Genomic DNA, 18,721 nt, shown 5'->3' on the forward strand with positions numbered 1-18,721 from the left:
GCGCCGCGTCGTCTTTCCCACACCGGACGCTGTTACCAGCGAGTACGGAATCGGCCTAGGCTGCGCACATGAGCACCACTCCCGCGTCCGCCGACGGTCAGGTCAACCACCCCAAGGATCGCCCCTGGGTGATGCGGACCTACGCCGGCCACTCCACCGCCGAGGCGTCGAACGCGCTCTACCGCACCAACCTGGCCAAGGGCCAGACCGGCCTGTCGGTCGCCTTCGACCTGCCCACGCAGACCGGCTACGACCCCGACAGCCCGCTCGCGCGCGGCGAGGTGGGCAAGGTCGGCGTACCGGTGCCGCACCTGGGGGAGATGCGCAAGCTCTTCGACCAGATCCCCCTGACCGGGATGAACACCTCGATGACGATCAACGCGACCGCCATGTGGCTGCTCGCGATGTACCAGGTCGTCGCGGAGGAGCAGAACCCCGAGCTGTCGCCGGAGGAGGTCGCCGCCCAGCTGGCCGGCACCACCCAGAACGACATCATCAAGGAGTACCTGTCGCGGGGCACCTACGTCTTCGGCCCGGAGCAGTCGCTGCGGCTGACCGCGGACATGATCGCCTACACGGTCAACAACATCCCGAAGTGGAACCCGATCAACATCTGCAGCTACCACCTGCAGGAGGCCGGGGCGACGCCGACGCAGGAGCTGGCCTACGCGCTGTGCACCGCGATGGCCGTCCTGGACACGGTCAAGGCCGCGGGCCAGGTCAGCGACGAGGACTTCGAGAAGGTCGTCGGCCGGATCTCGTTCTTCGTCAACGCCGGCGTCCGGTTCATCGAGGAGACGTGCAAGATGCGCGCCTTCGTCGAGCTCTGGGACGAGATCACCCGCGAGCGCTACGGCGTCACGGACGAGAAGATGCGGCGCTTCCGCTACGGCGTCCAGGTCAACAGCCTCGGACTGACCGAGGCGCAGCCCGAGAACAACGTGCAGCGGATCGTGCTGGAGATGCTCGGCGTGACGCTCTCCAAGAGCGCCCGCGCCCGTGCCGTCCAGCTCCCGGCCTGGAACGAGGCGCTCGGCCTGCCTCGGCCCTGGGACCAGCAGTGGTCGCTGCGGCTGCAGCAGGTGCTGGCCTTCGAGTCCGACCTGCTGGAGTACGACGACATCTTCGACGGCTCGCACGTGATCGAGGCGAAGGTCGCCGAGCTGGTCGCCGGCGCCAAGGCCGAGATCGACCGGGTGCAGGCGATGGGCGGCGCGATCGCCGCCGTCGACTCCGGCTACATGAAGCAGGAGCTCGTCTCCTCCCACGCCGCGCGGCGCGCGCGGATCGAGGGCGGTGAGGAGGTCATCGTCGGCGTGAACCGGTTCGAGACCACCGAGCAGAGCCCGCTGACCGCGGACCTCGACGGCGCGATCATGGTCGCCGACCCCGAGGCCGAGAAGGCCGCGCTGGCCTCCGTCGAGGCGTGGAAGGCGCAGCGCGACCAGGCCGAGGTGGACGCCGCGCTGGCCCGCCTGGCCGACGACGCCAAGACCGGCGCCAACCTGATGACCGCGACCCTGGCCGCCGCCCGCGCCGGGGCCACCACGGGTGAGTGGGCGGCCGCCCTGCGCGGCGTCTTCGGCGAGTTCCGGGCGCCCACCGGCGTCGGCGGCGCGGTCGGCGTGGCCGAGGCCGGCGCCGAGCTGACCGCGGTCCGCGAGCGGGTCAAGGCCACCGGCGAGGAGCTCGGCGGCCGCCTGCGGCTGCTGGTCGGCAAGCCCGGCCTCGACGGCCACTCCAACGGCGCCGAGCAGGTCGCCGTACGGGCCCGCGACGCCGGCTTCGAGGTGATCTACCAGGGCATCCGGCTCACCCCGGAGCAGATCGTCGCCGCGGCGGTCGCGGAGGACGTGCACTGCGTCGGCCTGTCGATCCTCTCGGGCTCCCACATGGAGCTGGTCCCGGCGGTGCTGGACGGCCTGCGGGCCCAGGGCGTCGCCGACATCCCGGTGATCGTCGGCGGGATCATCCCCGAGTCCGACGCCAAGCGGCTCGTCGAGCTCGGCGTCGCCGCGGTCTACACGCCCAAGGACTTCGGGCTGACCGAGATCATGGGCGGCATCGTCGACGTGATCCGCACGGCCAACGACCTGGCCTGACCCGCACGAGGCGCGAGTCGGCAGAAACTTTCTGCCGACTCGCGCTCGTTGTGGGGCTCAGCCGGCGGCGATCACCCGGGCCAGGGAGTCGGGGTCGCGGCCGACCACGGTCGTGCCGTCGGCGGCGGTGAGGATCGGGCGCTGGATCAGCCGAGGGTGGGCGCTCATCAGGCGCACCCACTCCGCGCGGTACGCCGCCTCCTTGGCGGGCAGGCCGACGCCGAGCTTGCGGGCGTCGGCCGTGCGCGCGATCTCCCACGGCTCCAGGCCGAGCCGGCCCAGCACGTCCTCGAGGTCGGCGACGGTCGGCGGGTCGTCGAGGTAGCGGCGGACGACGTACTCGCTCCCGGAGGCCTCGAGCTCGCTCACCGCCGTGCGGCACTTGGAGCAGGCGGGGTTGAGCCAGATCTCGATCACGGCGCCACCCTAGTGCGGGTCAGGGGGTCGTCCCGGCCAGGATCGGGGCAGGTAAGGCTCGCCTATCCTTGTGCTACGTTGCTCGACGTGGGCAAGAAGAAGAGGTCGGGCAAGGCCCGGCTCCCGAAGACCAAGTGCTGCGTCTCCAAGTCGCGCTGCGGTCGCTGCCCGATCCGGATGCTCAAGGAGGGCACCCTGCCGGAGGGGTACACGGTGAAGAAGCGCGAGCTGGTGCGCACCGACGGCAAGAAGGTCACCAAGAAGAAGCTCGCCAAGGCAGCCTGACCTGCGCGTTCGGCCCTCCGGGCCGCCCACTAGGCTTGGCGCCCATGGCAGCCTCCCGCTTCACCGACCAGCTCAACGCCCAGATCGGCAACGAGCTCGCCGCCCACAACCAGTACCTGGCCTGCGCGGTCTACTACGACGCGCTGACGATGCCCCAGATGGCGGCGTTCTTCTACGGCCAGGCGCTCGAGGAGCGCGAGCACGCGATGATGATGGTCCAGTACCTCCTGGACACCGACGCCGAGGTGAGGATCCCGGCGCTGCCGGCGCCGACGGCCGACTTCGGGGACGTGGTGGCCCCGGTCGCGCTCGCCCTGGAGCAGGAGAAGACGGTCACGGCGCAGGTCAACGACCTGGTGCGGATCGCCCGCGAGGAGTACGACTACGCCTCCGAGCAGTTCATGCAGTGGTTCATCAAGGAGCAGGTCGAGGAGGTCGCCACGGTCAGCGACCTGCTCACCGTCGTCACCCGCAGCAAGGACGACGTGAACGCCATCGAGGACTGGGTCGCCCGCGAGGCCGCCGGCGACGAGGCCGACCCGACGGCTCCGCCGGTCGCCGGGGCCTGACCGATCACGGGTAGTCCCTGACGAAAAGCACCTGATCTCCGCGGTTGCGGGTGCTTTTCGTCAGGGACTACCGCGCTTGGCGCGGCGGCGGTACAGCAGAGTCGCCAGCGCCAGGCCGAGTGCGGTGCCCGTGATCCCGCCGATGCCCGGGCCCGCCTCCCCACCGAGGGCGACGCCGAGGAGGATCCCGGCGAAGCCCACCGCGAGGACCAGCAGGATCAGTCCGGCATTGGCGAACATCTCGCGGAAGTAGACCGCGGCGAAGGTGCTGGTGCTGGTGCTGGTGCTGGTGCTGGTGCTGGGGGCGGGGCTCGGCGCGGTCGCGGCGGCCGCCGGCCGCCCGGCGGGGGAGAGCGGTAGCACCCGGACCACGGCGGTGGTCGGCAGCGGCCCGTAGATGTGCGGGAACGTCTCGGCCGCCCCGGGCGCCGCCGGCTCGTCCACCACCGGTACGTCGAGCAGGTCGGTGTCGATGCGGAGCAGCAGCAGCGGCTCGTCGACGTCGGCGTAGAAGGCGGCCCGCACGCCCGGCCACTGGTCGCCGCGGCTGGCGTGGATGAAGCCCTCCTCGGCCAGCGTGCGGCCGCGGGTGGAGACGGCGTACTCGCCCGTCTGCTGCGCCGCCGCCCAGTCGGAGGCCAGCGCCAGGTGGAAGATCGTGGCCACGACGCCGCCCCTCGGTGGTGGACCCGGTCGGAGGAGCGCTCAGAAGAGCCGGTCGGTGGGGTCGTCGAGCCCGCGCAGCGCGTCGTAGTCGACGACGGCGCAGGTGATCCCGCGGTCACCGGCGAGCACCCGTGCCTGCGGCTTGATCTCCTGGGCCGCGAAGATGCCCCGCACCGGCGCCAGCAGCGGGTCCCGGTTGAGGAGCTCCAGGTAGCGGGTCAGCTGCTCGACCCCGTCGATCTCCCCGCGCCGCTTGATCTCGACCGCGACGCTCACCCCGTCGGCGTCGCGGCACATCAGGTCGACCGGGCCGATCGCCGTCGGGTACTCGCGGCGGACCAGGCTCAGTCCCGGCACCAGCGTGCCCGGGTGGTCGGCGAGGAGCTCCTGCAGGTGCTTCTCCACGCCGTCCTTCTGCAGGCCCGGGTCGATGCCGAGGTCGTGGGAGGTGTCGTGGTGGACCTCCTCGATCAGGATCCGCAGCGTGTCCGGCGCCTGGTTCTTCGTCGCCTTCGCGGTGACGGTCCACTCGACGGTGCCGTCCTCGGTCTCGCCCTCGCGCACGGTGCACGGCGGCGACATCCAGTTGAGCGGCTTGTAGGAGCCGCCGTCGGAGTGCACCAGCACCGAGCCGTCCGCCTTGATCATCAGCACCCGGGTGGCCATCGGGAGGTGGGCGGTGAGCCTTCCGGCGTAGTCCACCTGGCAGCGCGCGACGACGATTCTCACAGCGCCCGAGGCTACCGGGTGGGGTCACCGCGCCCGTCACGCAGCCCGAGGCGATGTGACGTCCGTCTCGAATAGTTACCGACGGGTAGTCATGGGAGGAGCGGGGTGACACACTGCCGCGCATGACCTCCAGCGACGAGATCTTCGACACGCTTGTGCTGCCGTACCTCAACCACGCGGTGCGGATGTACGAGGCGTCCTACGCCTCGGTGACCGACATCGAGGCCGGCATGGTGTTCGGCTGCGGCTACGCCCAGGGCCCTCTCACGCTGATCGACGAGCTGGGCGCCGCGACCGTCCGCGACGCCCTGGCGAAGCGGTACGCCGAGAGCGGCGACCGCCTGCACCAGCCGGCCGCCCTGCTCGACCGGCTCGCCACCGAGGGCGGCACCTTCGCCGAGCTCGGTGCCGGCGCCGACGCCCCGCGGCCGACGTTCAAGCGCGACATCGCCAAGGTCGGCGTCGTCGGCACCGGCACCATGGCCTCGGGCATCGCCCAGGTCTTCGCGCAGAGCGGCTACGACGTGGTCTACGTCGGCCGCAGCCAGGAGAAGCTCGACGGCGTCGTCGGCTACATCACGAAGAACCTCGACCGCGCCATCGCCAAGGGCAAGTCCACCGAGGACGACAAGGCGGCCGTCCTGGCGCGCCTGACCGGCGCCACCGAGCGCGCCGCGCTCGCCGACGTCGACATCGTGGTCGAGGCGATCGCCGAGGACCTCGACGTCAAGCTCGAGCTCTTCCGCGACCTCGACGGCATCTGCAAGCCGGGCGCGATCCTCGCGACCACCACCTCGTCGCTGCCGGTCACCCAGCTGGGTGCTGCGACCGACCGCCCCGCCGACGTGATCGGCATGCACTTCTTCAACCCGGCCCCGGTGATGAAGCTGGTCGAGGTGGTCACCACGCCGTCGACGGCGGCCGACGTCGACGAGACGGTCAAGGCGCTGTGCGCCAAGGTCCGCAAGGTCGCCGTCTCCTGCGGCGACCGCTCCGGCTTCATCGTCAACTGCCTGCTCTTCCCCTACCTCAACGACGCGGTCCTGCTCGCCGAGACCGGCGTCGACCTCGAGGTCATCGACACCGCGATCAAGGAGGCCGCCGGCTTCCCGATGGGGCCGTTCGAGCTCCTCGACGTGGTCGGCAACGACGTCTCCCTGGCGATCCAGAAGGAGCTGCACGCCGAGTTCAAGGAGCCGGGCTTCGCGCCCGCGGCCACGCTGGAGGCGAAGGTCGCGGCCGGCGAGCTCGGGCGCAAGACGAAGAAGGGCTTCCACACCTACTGAGCTGGATGGCGCGGCCGCAGCCGTCAGGTCGGCGGGATCAGCTGTTGGCGGTGCAGACCGCCGACCACTTCTTGATCTTGCCCGGGGGAGAGGAGATCGCCCGGACGGCCTTCTTCGCCTTGCGGATCGCGCGTTTCTTGGTCTGGCCCCAGTCGCCGCCCCAGGCGACCACCTGGCCGTCGTGGACCCGGGCGGCCGCGGCCGCGCAGGCGTTCCGCGTCCAGGCGGCCTTACGGCACTGGCCGGGGTGGTCGCTGCGGTTCTTGCAGCGCCGCTGGGCGGTCTTCACCGCGGCCTTCTTCTGCGACAGGTTGATCACGCTGTAGGCGACCCCGTCCTTGGGGTTGACCGAGATCGCGCCGAAGCAGCGCTTGGTGCAGCCGCGCCGCGCCGTCGGGCGCTGCCCGGCGTCGTACCGGGCGGTGGTGAGGGCGGCGGCGTCGCGGTCGGACCCGTCGGTGGCGGCCCGGGCCGCCGGTGCCGTGGCGGCCGTGCCGGCGACCAGAGCGGCCGCCAGGACCGCGGCGATCGTCCAGTGCAGCAGTGCTCGTGGAAGGATCATCGCGCTCCTCGGGTCGGTGGGTGCCCCGTCCACCGGCGCCGCGTCGGTGAACCGGGCGGAGATGCCTCTCGGGGAGTCTGCACCCGCCGGCGCACCTCGGCAACCCCGATCCGGGCCAGGCCCGCCCGGCCCGGTCGCGTCTGGGAGACTCCCGGGGTGGCGCTGCACTCCCTCACCCTCGGCGAGCACGGCTCGCCGGTGGTCTTCCTCCACGGCCTGTTCGGTCAGGGCCGGAACTGGACCACGATCGGCAAGGCCCTGGCCGGGGAGCACCGGATCCTGATGGTCGACCTGCCCGACCACGGCCGGTCACCCTGGACCGACCACTTCGACTACTTCGAGGTCGCCGAGAAGGTCGCCGCCGTGGTGCCCGACGACGGCACCGCCACCGTGGTGGGCCACTCGATGGGCGGCAAGGTCGCGATGCTCCTCGCGCTCACCCAGCCCGGGCTGGTACGACGCCTGGTGGTCTCCGACATGTCGCCGGTGCGCTACGCCGAGACGCCCGGGGGACTGTCGCGGTACCCGCACGCGCTCAACGCGATCGACCTGACCACCCTCGGCAGCCGCGAGGAGGCGGACGGCCTGCTCGCGCCGGTGGCCCCGGACCCGGCGGTCCGGGGGTTCCTGCTCCAGAACCTGCGCCGCGACGCCGACGGCGACGGCTGGCGGTGGCAGGCCAACCTGCCGCTGCTGGAGCGGGACCTGCCGACGATCGCGGACTGGCCCGAGGACCGGCTCGAGGGCGTCGCCCCGTTCGAGGGCCCGGTGCTGTGGGTCGCCGGCGGGCGGTCCTCCTACGTCACCGAGGAGTACGAGCCCGCGATGGACCGCTGGTTCCCGAACAACCGGCGGCTCGTGATCAAGGAGGCCGGGCACTGGGTCCACTCCGAGCAGCCGGAGATCTTCGCCGAGGCCGTCCGCCGCTTCGCCCGCGACTGAGTCACCCCGTCGGGCCCCGTCGGGGCCCCGTCGGCGGCCCGTCGGGCCGCTCAGTCCCCGGCCCGTCCGGCCGCTCAGTCCCCGGCCCGCCGGGCCCGGTAGGCGGCGACGGCGTTGCGGTTGCCGCAGGCGGTCGAGCAGAACCTGCGCGACCGGTTGCGCGAGAGGTCCAGCACGACGCCGGCGCAGCCGTCGTCGGCGCACTCGCCGAGGCGCGACATCTCGTCGGCGCGGATCACGTCGATCATGGCCATCGCGGTCTCCACCACGATCCGCTCCGCGAGGGGGCGCTCGGGGGTCACCGCGTGCACGTGCCAGTCCTGCGGGTCGTGGCGCACCAGTCGCGGGAGGGCTCGGTGCTCGGCGAGCATCGCGTTGACCAGCGCGGCGGCCTCGTCCCGGTCGGCGAGCAGCAGGTCGCGCAGCGCGGGGCGGACCGCCCTGACCTGCGCGAGCTCGGCGGCGTCCCTGTCGTGCCGGCCGGTGTAGGCGTGCTCGTCGAAGAAGCGGTCGAGATCGGCCACGGTGGCGAGCGTGTCCGGGGGCTCGGCCGTGTTCACGAGCGCGGCGGCCGCTTGGAGCGCCAGTTCCGTGTCATCAGCGAAAACCACTTTGACAGGTTACATCGCCGGGCGTAGCGTCATGTGTCATGGCATCAGTTGCTCATGACGCGCCCGTGGTGGCGCCGGCCCCGGGCGTCCGGGGTGGTCGGGGCGGGCTCGGCCTCGCGATCCTCTCGGCGGCCACCTTTGCGCTCTCGGGTGCCCTCGCGCGTCCGTTGCTCGCGGCCGGCTGGAGTCCCGGCGCCGTCGTCGGGCTCCGCATCGCGATCGGCGCCGTCGTCGTGCTGCCCTTCGGGGTGGCCGCGCTGCGCGGCCGCTGGTCCGTCGTCCGGCGCAACGCCGGCCGGATCCTCGCCTACGGCCTGCTCGCGGTGGCGGGGGCGCAGTTCTGCTACTTCTCCGCCGTCCAGCACATGCAGGTCGGGCCCGCGCTGATGATCGAGTACGCCGCCCCGGTGGCCGTGGTCGGCTGGCTCTGGGTGCGCCGCGGCCAGCGCCCCGGCCCGCTGACGCTCGGCGGCGCCGGGGTGGCGGCCGTCGGCCTGCTGCTGGTCCTGGACCTGTTCACCGGTGCCCGCCTCGACCCGGCCGGTGTCGCCTGGGCGCTGGCGGCGATGGTCGGCGCGGCGTCGTACTTCCTGATCTCGGCGGACGACGCCGGCGGGCTGCCGCCGCTCGCCCTGGCCGCGGGCGGCCTCCTGGTCGGGGGAGCGGCGCTCGGGCTGCTGGCGCTGGTGGGTGCCCTGCCGGTCGCGGCGAACGCGCAGGCGGTCGCCTACGCGGGGTCGACGGTGCCGTGGTGGGTGCCGGTGCTGCTGCTCGGCGTGCTCACCGCCGCGGTCTCCTACGTGACCGGGATCGGCGCCGCGCGGGCGCTGGGCTCGCGGGTGGCGTCGTTCGTCGCGCTGGGCGAGGTGGTCTTCGCCGTGCTGTGGGCGTGGGTGCTGCTCGCGGAGCTGCCGGGCCCGGTGCAGCTGCTCGGCGGCGTGCTGATCCTCGCCGGCGTGGTCCTCGTCAAGGTGGGCGAGCGCGCCGTGGTGGCGCCGGAGCCGGTCACCGTCTGAGGGCGGGCGCCCCACTCGTTCACTCCGCCGAAGTGTCCGCCGAGCGGCTGAGTGCCCGGGCGGGGTCGTGTGCCTCAGAACCCGGCATCTCGATGTGTGGGGCACACGACCCGCGGCGGGGCGGGGCGGGGCGGGGCGGGCGTGGGCGGGCTCGTGTGCCCAGCAACCCTCTATTTCGATGCCTCAGGCACACGACCCGAGCCGGTCCGGCCGGTCCGGCCGGGTGAGTCGGGTCGAGCCAGGTTCGGCCATGTAACACGCGGTCCACCGGGCCACCCGGCCGTCCACGTCACTTCCAGCCCGCCGCGACGGGATCGAACCGACGTCGACGGCCGAGCAGAACGGCGAACAGCGTGTTACATGCGCCTCGGCCGAGCCGGCCCCGACCGCCTCAGGCGGGCCTGCCCGACCGCCCCGGCCGATGACATGCCCTGTCGCCGTTCCGGCGTCAGCGCAGGTCCTGCCGCCGGACCACGACCTCGCGCAGCACCAGCACCACCGCGGCGGCGGCCGGGATCGCGAGCAGCGCACCGACCACGCCGAGCAGCGCGGCGCCGACGAGGGCCGCGATCACGATCACCGCGCCGGGCAGGTCGACCGACTTGCTCATCACCCGCGGGTAGACGATGTAGTTCTCGACCTGCTGGTAGATCAGGAAGAAGATCGCGCACGCGATGCCGCTGCGCACGTCGGTCGCGAAGGCGATCGCGGTGACGACCACGGCGCCGAGGGTGGCGCCGATCATCGGGATCACGTCGAGCACGGCGATCACGAAGGCCAGCGCCACGGCGTACTCGCGCACCTCGGTGAACCAGAGGAAGACCAGCGAGGAGAGTCCGGCGGTGGTCGCCACCACGAACGCACCGGAGACGTAGCCGCCGATGTTGTGGATCACCTTGTCGCCCAGCTTGGAGACCCGCTCGCGCCGCGAGGCCGGGGCGAGCTGGTAGAGCGCGCCGGTCGTCGTCTTCAGCGACGCCAGGAAGTAGAGCGTCAGGATGACGATGACGAAGCCGTTGAAGAGCGCGGAGACGATCTTCAGGCCGAAGCCGAGCGCGCCGCCGAAGAGCGTCGAGATGAAGTCGCCGTCGGTGACGAAGGACTCCGCCTTGTCGATGAGGTCGTACTCGTCGTTGAGGGCCTGGATCCGCTCGTTCCGGTTGAGCTGGTCGAGCCAGGTCGGGACGTTCTGGGTCAGCGCGGCGACCTGGTCGGTGATGACCGGGACGATGGCCACCAGGAAGAGCGCGACGAGCGCCAGCGCGGCGACCGTGACGGCGCCGCAGGCCCAGGAGCGCTTCAGGCCGCGTCGCTCCAGGAACTCCACCGACGGGTTGAGGCCGGCGGCGAGGAAGAACGAGACGACGATCAGGAGCACCACCGAGCTGATGCTCAGCAGCGCGGTGAAGAGGGCGAACGCCAGGAGGGCACCGGCGCCGCCGGTGAAGCCGATGAAGAACGGCGACCGGCGGTCGAACGGCTCGCCCTGGTGGCCGTAGGGGGCCGGCGCGGGGGCTTCCTCCGCCACCTCCTCGGCGGCTTCGTCGGACGACGAGGCCGCCGGGTCGGGGTCGATCGGATGCTTCCCGCGCCGGCCGCCGATCAACTCTCGTCCTCGCCGAACCCGGCGACCAGCTCGGCGAGCGAGGCCAGCTGCGCGGTGATCGAGTCGCGACGCTTGGTGAGCCGGTCGAGCTCCGAGCGGGTCTTGGCCAGCTCGCGCTGCGCCTCGGCGTCACCGCTCGCGGTGATCGACTCGGCCTGCGTGCGGGCGGAGGCGACGATCTGCTCGGCCTCGCGGCGGGCGCGGCTCAGCAGCCCCTCGGACTCGCTCTGGGCGGCGGCCCGGTTGGCGGCCGACTGCTTGGCGGAGTCGGCGGCGCGCTCCTCGGCGGCGGTGGCCCGCTGCTCGGCCTCCTCGACCAGGCGGCGGGTCTCGGCGACCGCGCTGTTGTGGTGGTCGGTGGCCTCGCGCGCCAGGCGCTCCTTCTCCACCGCCAGCATCCGGCGGGCCTCCTGGACCTCGCGGTCCGCGGCGGCGCGGGCCTGCTCGACCTCGCGCTGGGCGGCGGCGCGCATCTCGCCGGTCTCCTGCTGGGCGGCCAGGCGCAGCTGGTCGGCCTCGCGCCGGGCGCCGGCGAGGGTGTCCTCCGCCTCGCTCTTGGCCAGGGCGCGCTCCTGCTCGGCGTCGGCGAGCAGGCGGGTGCGGTTGTCCTCGAGCTCGCGCAGCTGCACGGCGCGCATGTCGTCGGCCTCGCGGGTGGCCTCGGCGCGGATCGCCTTCGCGTCGCGGTTGGCCTGGTCGCGGATCTCGGCGGCGTCCCGCTCGGCGGCCTCGGCCAGCTCGGCGGCCTCCTCCTCGGCCAGGCGCAGCATCGCGCTGGCGCGACCGCCGAGTCCGGCGTAGGAGGGGGTGACGTGCTCCTCGAGCTCGCCCTTGGCCTTGCTGAGGTCCTTCTCCAGGTCGGAGGCGCGGCTCTCGGCGGCCTTGACGCGCTCCTGGAGGGAGGTCTTGTCGGCCGACAGCTGGCGGATCTGGGCGTCGACCGCGACGCGGTCGTAGCCGCCGCGGCGCACGACCGGCAGGCCGGCCGGGTTGCCGGGGCCCGCGGGCGCACCGGTGGACATGCCCGGCGTGGTCGGGCGCGCGGCGCCCGCCGGCGGGGCGGTCGGCCGCGTGCTGGGCGCGGCGGTCGGCTTCGGGGTCTCGGCGACGGTCGGGATCACCTGCGTCGTCTGGGAGTCGGTGGTGGATGTGGTCGCGCTGCCGTCGCCGGACGAGCCGGTGTCGTCGTTCGGCTCGTCGAAGATGGACAGACCCTGGTCGCTCATCGGGGGCGTCTCCGTGCGTCTGGGAAAAGGGGGGACCGCACCATGATCCCTGATGCCCGAAGCAGTTCACACACGCCGTACCGGTTGTGCTCCAAAATGTAACGAGGCCCCCGGCGCGTCGGCGCCGGGAGCCTCGTCGACGGACGTCGTGGCGTCGGTCAGATCCCGCGGAAGAGGTTGATCTTGTCGATGTGCTGCTCGCGCAGCTCGGTGTCGATCACGCCCAGGCCCTCGGTCGGGGCGAGCGCGAGCACGCCGACCTTGCCCTGGTGCTTGTTGTGGTGCACGTCGAGCGCGGCCTGGCCGGTCTCCTCGAGGCGGTAGGTCTTCGACAGGGTCGGGTGGATCTTGCCCTTGGCGATGAGGCGGTTGGCCTCCCACGACTCGCGGTAGTTGGCGAAGTGGCTGGAGATGATCTTCTTGAGGTTCATCCACAGGTAGCGGTTGTCGTACTCGTGCATGTAGCCCGAGGTGGAGGCGCAGGTGGTGATCGTGCCGCCCTTGCGGGTCACGTAGACCGAGGCGCCGAACGTCTCGCGGCCCGGGTGCTCGAAGACGATGTCGATGTCCTCGCCGCCGGTGAGCTCGCGGATCGCCTTGCCGAGGCGCTGCCACTCCTTGGGGTTCTGCTGCGTCCCGTCCTCGTTCCAGAACTTGAAGTCCATCTCGGAGCGGTTGATGACGAGGTCCGCGCCCATGTTGCGCACGATCTGGGCCTTCTCCTCGTTGGAGACCACGCAGATCGGGGTGGCGCCGCCGTTGAGGGCGTACTGGGTCGCGAAGCCACCGAGGCCGCCGGAGGCGCCCCAGATCAGGACGTTGTCGCCCTGCTTCATGGCGCCGCCGTTCTTCGAGACCAGCTGGCGGTACGCCGTGCAGTTGACCAGGCCGGGTGAGGCGGCCTCCTCCCAGGTCAGGTGCTCGGGCTTGGGCATCAGCTGGTTGGCCTTGACCATCGCCACCTCGGCGAGGCCGCCGAAGTTGGTCTCGAAGCCCCAGATCCGCTGCTCGGGGTCGAGCATCGTGTCGTTGTGGCCGTCGGCGGACTCCAGCTCGACCGAGAGGCAGTGCGCGACGACCCGGTCGCCGGCCTTCCACTTGGTCACGCCGGGGCCGGTGCGCAGCACGACGCCGGAGAGGTCGGAGCCGACGATGTGGTACGGCAGGTCGTGGCGCTTGGTGAGCGGCGAGATCCGGCCGTAGCGCTCCAGGAAGCCGAAGGTGGAGACGGGCTCGAAGATCGAGGTCCACACGGTGTTGTAGTTGATCGAGGAGGCCATGACGCCGACGAAGACCTCGCCGGGGCCGAGCTCGGGGAGCGGCACCTCGTCCAGGTGCAGCGACTTGCGGGGGTCCTTCTCCTTGGAGGGGACGCCCTCGAACATGTCGACCTCGTCCTTGTGAACGGTCACCGCCCGGTAGGACTCCGGAAGGTCCAGGTTCGCGAAGTCCTCCGAAGAGGTCCCCTCGGCGAGGATGGCGTCGAGAATGTGCTGCACGAGCGTCGTCTCCCTAGTGGTTGATGGCTAGCGGTGTGAAGGCTGCGGAGGTCTAGCCGGTGTGGAAGATACCCGCCGGTAACCTCCGCGTGCGCGGATCGTGACGGGCGTCTCATTGTTCGACGTGTTGTGACATGGGTCACCATAGATTCGGTGACCCCGAGGAGAGGCGGTGCCCGCGACGTGGACGGTTCCGATGAGGCCCGGCCGGTCGACCTCAACGCCGACGTGGGGGAGTCCTTCGGCCGGTGGGAGCTCGGCGACGACGAGCGCCTGCTGCCGCACCTGACCAGCGCGAACGTCGCGTGCGGCTTCCACGCGGGCGACCCGGCGACGCTGCGCCGCACCGTCGCCGTGGCCGCCCGGCTCGGGGTCAGCGTCGGGGCCCAGGTCGGCTACAACGACCTCGCCGGCTTCGGCCGCCGCTTCATCGACGTCTCGCCCGAGGACCTCGCCGCCGACGTGCTCTACCAGCTCGGCGCGCTGGACGCGCTCGCCCGGGCCGCGGGGTCCAAGGTCGCCTACCTCAAGCCCCACGGCGCGCTCTACCACGCCGTCACCACCCACCCGGAGCAGGCGGATGCCGTGGTCGCCGCCGTGCTGGACTTCGGGCGCGTGCCGATCCTCGGCTTCCCCGGGTCCGTGCTGCTCGAGCGGGCCGCCGCGGCCGGGCTGCCGGTGGTCGCGGAGGGCTTCGCGGACCGCGCCTACGGCTCCGACGGTCGACTGGTGCCCCGCTCCGAGCCCGGCGCCGTGCTGACCTCGCCCCGGCAGGTCGCCGAGCAGGCGCTCGCGCTGGTCGAGGCCGGCGAGGTCGCCTCCCTCTGCATCCACGGCGACTCCCCGGGCGCCCCCGCGCTCGCCGCCGCGGTCCGCGCCGCGCTCGCCGAGGCCGGGCTGACGGTGGCGCCGTTCGCATGAGCGTGCGCGTCCTGCCCTACGGCGACCGCGGGCTGCTGCTGGAGGTCGCCGACACCGCCGCTGTGCTCGCCTGCGTCGACGCGCTGCGCGCCGGGGGAGGTCGCCTCGAGGAGCTGGTCGAGGACCTGGTGCCCGGGGCGCGGACCGTGCTGCTGGTCGCCCGGTCGGGCATCGACCCCGAGCGGCTGCGGTCGCTCGTGCCCGCCCTGCTCTCCGGCGCGGGCCTCGGGGCGGAACCCGGACCGCCGCCCGGTCCGGCGCCGCCGGAGGTCGAGATCCCGGTCCGGTACGACGGCGCCGACCTCGCCGAGGTGGCCGCCCTGACGGGGCTCGACGAGGCCGGCGTGGTCGCCGCGCACACCGGCGCCGCCTGGCGGGTCGCGTTCGGTGGCTTCGCGCCCGGCTTCGCCTACCTGGTCGGCGGCGACCCCCGGCTGCGGGTGCCCCGCCGGGCCACCCCGCGGACCGCGGTGCCGGCCGGCTCGGTGGGGCTCGCGGGGGAGTTCAGCGGCGTCTACCCGCGCTCCTCGCCGGGCGGCTGGCAGCTGATCGGCCGCACCGACCTGACCCTCTGGGACGCCGACCGGGAGCCGCCCGCGCTGCTGCTCCCCGGCGCGGTGGTGCGGTTCCGGGAGGCGGGGCGGTGAGCGCGCTGGTCGTCCGCGCGCTGGGCGGGCCCTGCCTGGTCACCGACGCTGGCCGCGCCGGGCTGGCCGGCGTCGGCGTCGGGCGCAGCGGCGCGGCCGACCGGGCGTCGTACGGGCTCGCGAACCGGCTGCTGGGCAACGAGCCGGGCGCCGCCGCGCTGGAGGTCGTGCTCGGCGGGCTGGAGGTGGAGGCGGTCGGCACGTGCTGGGTGAGCGTGACCGGGGCGCCGGTCGCGGTCGACCGCGGCGGCCGCGCCGAGCCGACCGGCGCCGTGCTGGCGCTGCGGGCCGGGCAGCGGCTGCGGCTCGGGTCGCCGGCCTCGGGGCTGCGCAGCTACCTCGCCGTGCGCGGCGGCCTCGACGTCGCCGCGGTCCTGGGCTCGGCGGCGCACGACACGCTCTCGGGCCTCGGCCCGGCGCCGGTCGGCGTGGGGGACCGGCTCGCGGTCGGGCCGGTGCCCGGTGGCGCGATGCTGGTCGACGCCGTCCCGCCGGCGGCGTACGACGACGTGCCGGTGCTGCGGGTGGTGCCGGGGCCGCGGGCGGACTGGGTCCGCGACGCCGGGGCGCTGGTGCGCGGCCCGTGGCGGGTCGCCCCCGAGAGCGACCGGATCGGGGTGCGCCTGGCGGGGCCGGCGTTCGAGGCCGTGCCGGGTCGCGGTGAGCTGCCCAGCGAGGGCGCGCTGCGCGGCGCCGTGCAGATCCCGCCGGACGGGCGGCCGGTGGTCTTCGGCCCCGACCACCCCGTCACCGGGGGCTACCCGGTGATCGGGGTGGTGCTGGACGCGGACGTCGACCGGCTCGCGCAGGTCCGGCCGGGCGACGAGGTGCGCTTCCGCTGGGCCTGACACCGATGGCCACCGGGGTGGGTCAGTGGGGGGCGGCGGAGGGCTCGACGAGCTCCACCAGCACGCCGCCGGCGTCCTTGGGGTGGACGAAGTTGATCCGGCTGTCCGCGGTGCCGCGCTTGGGCTCGGGGTAGAGCAGGCGCACGCCGCGCTCGCGCAGGACCGAGGAGACGTGGTCGAGGTCGGTCACCCGGTAGGCCATCTGCTGCACGCCCGGGCCGGAGCGGTCCAGGAACTTGGCGATCGTGGAGTCCTCGTTCAGCGGGGCGAGCAGCTGGATGCAGGAGCCGGAGTCGCCGACGGCGACCATCGCCTCGCGGACCCCCTGCTCCTCGTTGGTCTCCTCGTGCACGGCGACCATCCCGAAGGTGTCGCGGTAGAACGCGATCGCCGCGTCCAGGTCGGGCACGGCGATGCCGACGTGGTCGATGGCGGTGAACAGCTGCTCGGGCAGGTCATCGGTCAGACTCATGGCGACTATTGTGCAGGCAGGGGAGTGTGATCAGCGCCTCACCTCGTTTGGGCGTGGACGCCCTCCACGGGCCTGGCTACCGGCGAGTAGTCTGCCGAGGAGGACGGGCCGCCCGCGTGGGGCTCCCATGCGGCCCCGCAGATGTCCACGAACTCACGGAGGCACCATGTCCCAGTCCGCCAACCCGAGCGTCATCGTCGCCGGCGCCCGCACCCCGATCGGCCGCCTGCTCGGCGGCCTCAAGAGCCTCTCCGCTGCCGAGCTCGGCGGCGTGGCGATCAAGGGCGCGCTGGAGAAGGCCGGCGTGAGCGGCGACCAGGTCGACTACCTGATCATGGGCCAGGTCATCCTCGCGGGCGCCGGGCAGAACCCCGCCCGCACCGCCGGCATCGCCGCGGGGCTGCCGCTGAGCCTGCCCTCGATCACCATCAACAAGGTGTGCCTGTCGGGCCTCAACTCCATCGCCACCGCGGACCAGATGATCCGCGCCGGCGAGGCGGACATCATCGTGGCCGGCGGCATGGAGTCGATGACCAACGCCCCGCACGTCCTGCCCAAGTCCCGCGAGGGCTTCAAGTTCGGCGACGTGAAGCTGGTCGACTCCATGGCCTACGACGCGCTCTACGACCAGGCCACGCAGCAGGCGATGGGCGGCCTGACCGAGCAGATCAACGCCGAGGGCACCCAGCTCAGCCGCGAGGAGCAGGACGAGTTCGCCGCCGCCTCGCACCAGAAGGCCGCCGCCGCCTGGAAGAACGGCGTCTTCGACGACGAGGTCGTCCCGGTGACGATCCCGCAGCGCCGCGGCGAGCCGATCGTGGTCTCCTCCGACGAGGGCGTGCGCGGCGACACCACCGCCGAGTCGCTGGGCAAGCTGCCCCCGGCGTTCTCGAAGTCCGGCACGATCACCGCCGGCTCCGCCTCCCAGATCTCCGACGGCGCCTGCGCCGTGGTCGTGATGAGCAAGGCCAAGGCCGAGGAGCTGGGCCTGGAGTACCTCGCCGAGATCGGCGCCCACGGCATGGTCGCCGGCCCGGACAGCAGCCTCCAGATGCAGCCGGCCAACGCCACCGCGAAGGCCTGCGCCAAGGAGGGCATCACGCCCGCCGACCTCGACCTGGTCGAGTTCAACGAGGCCTTCGCCGCGGTCGGCATCGAGTCCGCCCGCGCGCTGGAGATCCCCGAGGAGAAGATCAACGTCAACGGCGGCGCGATCGCGCTCGGCCACCCGGTCGGCATGTCCGGCGCCCGGGTCGTGCTGCACCTCGCCCTCGAGCTCAAGCGCCGCGGTGGCGGCATCGGTGCCGCCGCGCTCTGCGGTGGCGGTGGCCAGGGCGACGCCCTGATCGTGCGTGTCCCGTCGAACTGACACCGTCGACGACCTCGTCGCCCGGGCCTGCCAGGGGCAGGCCCGGGCGATCGGTCGTCTGATCTCGCTGGTCGAGGACGACTCGCCGCTGCTGCGCGAGGCGATGGCCGCGCTGGCGCCCCACGCCGGACGGGCCCAGGTGGTCGGGCTGACCGGTGCTCCCGGCGTCGGCAAGTCGACCTCGACGAGCGCGCTGATCGGCGAGTACCGCCGCCGCGGCCGCCGCGTCGGCGTGCTGGCGGTCGACCCGTCCTCGCCGTTCTCCGGCGGTGCGCTGCTCGGCGACCGGATCCGGATGTCCGAGCACGCCACGGACCCGGACGTCTTCATCCGCTCCACCGCGGCCCGCGGCCACCTCGGCGGGCTCACCTGGGCCACGCCGCAGGCGCTGCGGGTGCTGGACGCGGGCGGGTTCGACGTGGTCCTGGTCGAGACCGTCGGGGTCGGGCAGAGCGAGGTCGAGATCGCCCGGCTGGCCGACACCACCGCGGTGCTGCTCGCCCCCGGCATGGGCGACGGGATCCAGGCCGCCAAGGCCGGGCTGCTCGAGATCGGCGACGTCTACGTGGTCAACAAGGCCGACCGCGACGGCGCCGACAAGGTACGCCGCGACCTGCGCACCATGCTGTCGCACGCCGAGCGCGCCGCCGACGCCTGGCGCCCGCCGGTGCTGCGCCTGGTCGCCACCGAGGGGACCGGCGTCGCGGAGGTGGTCGACGCCCTCGACGAGCACCACGCCCGGTCCGCCGACGACGGCACGCTGGCCCGGCGCCGTACCCGCCGGGCGCGGGACGAGATCGAGGCCATCGCGCTCACCGCGATGCGGGCCCGCTGGGGCGACCTCGGCGACGGCGCCAAGCTCGACGGCCTCGCCGCCGACGTCGCGGCGGGACGGTCGGACCCCTACGCCGCCGCCGACACGTTGCTCTGAGGCTCCGGAGTCGGTAG

The 18,721-nt window shown here is 73.0% G+C and carries 20 protein-coding genes; 11 read left to right on the plus strand and 9 right to left on the minus strand.

Annotation, left to right across the window (positions count from 1 at the left end):
- Positions 1–68 precede the first annotated feature (68 nt).
- Entirely contained in the window at positions 69–2,102 is a 2,034-nt protein-coding gene (locus ABLM29_RS03330; protein ID WP_349712386.1) for an ethylmalonyl-CoA mutase, read from the plus strand.
- 57 nt (positions 2,103–2,159) lie between these two features.
- Here ABLM29_RS03330 and ABLM29_RS03335 read toward each other — a convergent pair whose 3' ends face one another.
- Positions 2,160–2,519, minus strand: a complete 360-nt coding sequence (locus ABLM29_RS03335) for an ArsC/Spx/MgsR family protein (protein ID WP_349712387.1) — start codon at positions 2,517–2,519, stop codon at positions 2,160–2,162.
- 87 nt (positions 2,520–2,606) lie between these two features.
- On the opposite strand from ABLM29_RS03335, the gene ABLM29_RS03340 reads away from it, so the two are divergent.
- Positions 2,607–2,804: a hypothetical protein gene (locus ABLM29_RS03340; protein ID WP_349712388.1), complete on the plus strand. Its 198-nt coding sequence runs from the start codon at positions 2,607–2,609 to the stop codon at positions 2,802–2,804.
- 44 nt (positions 2,805–2,848) lie between these two features.
- Positions 2,849–3,373 carry a ferritin gene (locus ABLM29_RS03345; RefSeq protein ID WP_349712390.1) on the plus strand — a complete coding sequence of 175 codons (525 nt, stop codon included), beginning with the start codon at positions 2,849–2,851 and terminating at the stop codon, positions 3,371–3,373.
- A gap of 60 nt (positions 3,374–3,433) precedes the next feature.
- Here the strand turns inward: ABLM29_RS03345 and ABLM29_RS03350 are convergent, their stop codons facing one another.
- The gene (locus ABLM29_RS03350) at positions 3,434–4,039 is read right to left on the minus strand and encodes a DUF952 domain-containing protein (RefSeq protein ID WP_349712391.1); all 606 of its coding nucleotides are present in this window, start codon (positions 4,037–4,039) and stop codon (positions 3,434–3,436) included.
- 39 nt (positions 4,040–4,078) lie between these two features.
- Complete coding sequence (gene nucS / locus ABLM29_RS03355) at positions 4,079–4,768, minus strand: endonuclease NucS (protein WP_349712392.1); 690 nt, start codon at positions 4,766–4,768, stop codon at positions 4,079–4,081.
- Between the two features lie 122 nt (positions 4,769–4,890).
- Between nucS and ABLM29_RS03360 the strand changes: the two genes are divergently transcribed.
- Positions 4,891–6,054, plus strand: a complete 1,164-nt coding sequence (locus tag ABLM29_RS03360; protein ID WP_349712394.1) for a 3-hydroxyacyl-CoA dehydrogenase family protein — start codon at positions 4,891–4,893, stop codon at positions 6,052–6,054.
- Positions 6,055–6,091: 37 nt separating this feature from the next.
- On the opposite strand, the gene ABLM29_RS03365 is transcribed toward ABLM29_RS03360, so the two are convergent.
- Positions 6,092–6,616: a DUF4189 domain-containing protein gene (locus ABLM29_RS03365; RefSeq protein ID WP_349712395.1), complete on the minus strand. Its 525-nt coding sequence runs from the start codon at positions 6,614–6,616 to the stop codon at positions 6,092–6,094.
- A 156-nt stretch (positions 6,617–6,772) separates the two neighbouring features.
- Between ABLM29_RS03365 and ABLM29_RS03370 the strand changes: the two genes are divergently transcribed.
- Positions 6,773–7,558: an alpha/beta fold hydrolase gene (locus tag ABLM29_RS03370; RefSeq protein WP_349712397.1), complete on the plus strand. Its 786-nt coding sequence runs from the start codon at positions 6,773–6,775 to the stop codon at positions 7,556–7,558.
- Positions 7,559–7,632: 74 nt separating this feature from the next.
- Here the strand turns inward: ABLM29_RS03370 and ABLM29_RS03375 are convergent, their stop codons facing one another.
- Positions 7,633–8,169: a CGNR zinc finger domain-containing protein gene (locus ABLM29_RS03375; RefSeq protein WP_349712399.1), complete on the minus strand. Its 537-nt coding sequence runs from the start codon at positions 8,167–8,169 to the stop codon at positions 7,633–7,635.
- Between the two features lie 38 nt (positions 8,170–8,207).
- Between ABLM29_RS03375 and ABLM29_RS03380 the strand changes: the two genes are divergently transcribed.
- Entirely contained in the window at positions 8,208–9,185 is a 978-nt protein-coding gene (locus ABLM29_RS03380; protein WP_349712400.1) for an EamA family transporter, read from the plus strand.
- Positions 9,186–9,633: 448 nt separating this feature from the next.
- Here ABLM29_RS03380 and ABLM29_RS03385 read toward each other — a convergent pair whose 3' ends face one another.
- The 3 genes from ABLM29_RS03385 to ccrA all read right to left on the minus strand — a co-directional run bounded on the left by ABLM29_RS03385 (position 9,634) and on the right by ccrA (position 13,516).
- Positions 9,634–10,791, minus strand: a complete 1,158-nt coding sequence (locus ABLM29_RS03385) for an AI-2E family transporter (RefSeq protein ID WP_349712402.1) — start codon at positions 10,789–10,791, stop codon at positions 9,634–9,636.
- Positions 10,788–12,017, minus strand: coding sequence for a coiled-coil domain-containing protein (locus ABLM29_RS03390; RefSeq protein WP_349712404.1), 1,230 nt, complete (start codon positions 12,015–12,017; stop codon positions 10,788–10,790). The genes ABLM29_RS03385 and ABLM29_RS03390 overlap by 4 nt, the downstream gene beginning before the upstream one ends.
- 158 nt (positions 12,018–12,175) lie before the next feature.
- Positions 12,176–13,516 (minus strand): crotonyl-CoA carboxylase/reductase, encoded by a 1,341-nt coding sequence (gene ccrA / locus ABLM29_RS03395; RefSeq protein WP_349712405.1) that lies wholly within the window; start codon positions 13,514–13,516, stop codon positions 12,176–12,178.
- 183 nt (positions 13,517–13,699) lie between these two features.
- On the opposite strand from ccrA, the gene ABLM29_RS03400 reads away from it, so the two are divergent.
- The 3 genes from ABLM29_RS03400 to ABLM29_RS03410 are packed head-to-tail and all read left to right on the plus strand — an operon-like array spanning position 13,700 to position 15,932.
- A complete protein-coding gene (locus ABLM29_RS03400) occupies positions 13,700–14,437 on the plus strand; it encodes a 5-oxoprolinase subunit PxpA (RefSeq protein ID WP_349712407.1) in 738 nt (245 codons plus the stop codon).
- Positions 14,434–15,084, plus strand: coding sequence for a 5-oxoprolinase subunit B family protein (locus tag ABLM29_RS03405; protein ID WP_349712408.1), 651 nt, complete (start codon positions 14,434–14,436; stop codon positions 15,082–15,084). Before ABLM29_RS03400 ends, ABLM29_RS03405 begins: the two co-directional genes overlap by 4 nt.
- Positions 15,081–15,932, plus strand: a complete 852-nt coding sequence (locus ABLM29_RS03410) for a 5-oxoprolinase subunit C family protein (RefSeq protein WP_349712410.1) — start codon at positions 15,081–15,083, stop codon at positions 15,930–15,932. The genes ABLM29_RS03405 and ABLM29_RS03410 overlap by 4 nt, the downstream gene beginning before the upstream one ends.
- Positions 15,933–15,954: 22 nt before the next feature.
- Here the strand turns inward: ABLM29_RS03410 and mce are convergent, their stop codons facing one another.
- Positions 15,955–16,404 (minus strand): methylmalonyl-CoA epimerase, encoded by a 450-nt coding sequence (gene mce / locus ABLM29_RS03415; protein WP_349712412.1) that lies wholly within the window; start codon positions 16,402–16,404, stop codon positions 15,955–15,957.
- Positions 16,405–16,570: 166 nt separating this feature from the next.
- On the opposite strand from mce, the gene ABLM29_RS03420 reads away from it, so the two are divergent.
- Complete coding sequence (locus ABLM29_RS03420) at positions 16,571–17,773, plus strand: acetyl-CoA C-acetyltransferase (RefSeq protein ID WP_349712414.1); 1,203 nt, start codon at positions 16,571–16,573, stop codon at positions 17,771–17,773.
- Positions 17,757–18,704, plus strand: coding sequence for a methylmalonyl Co-A mutase-associated GTPase MeaB (meaB, locus tag ABLM29_RS03425; RefSeq protein WP_349712415.1), 948 nt, complete (start codon positions 17,757–17,759; stop codon positions 18,702–18,704). The genes ABLM29_RS03420 and meaB overlap by 17 nt, the downstream gene beginning before the upstream one ends.
- Positions 18,705–18,721: the final 17 nt, after the last annotated feature.

The organism is Nocardioides sp. YIM 152588, assembly GCF_040191335.1.
Lineage (GTDB): Bacteria > Actinomycetota > Actinomycetes > Propionibacteriales > Nocardioidaceae > Nocardioides.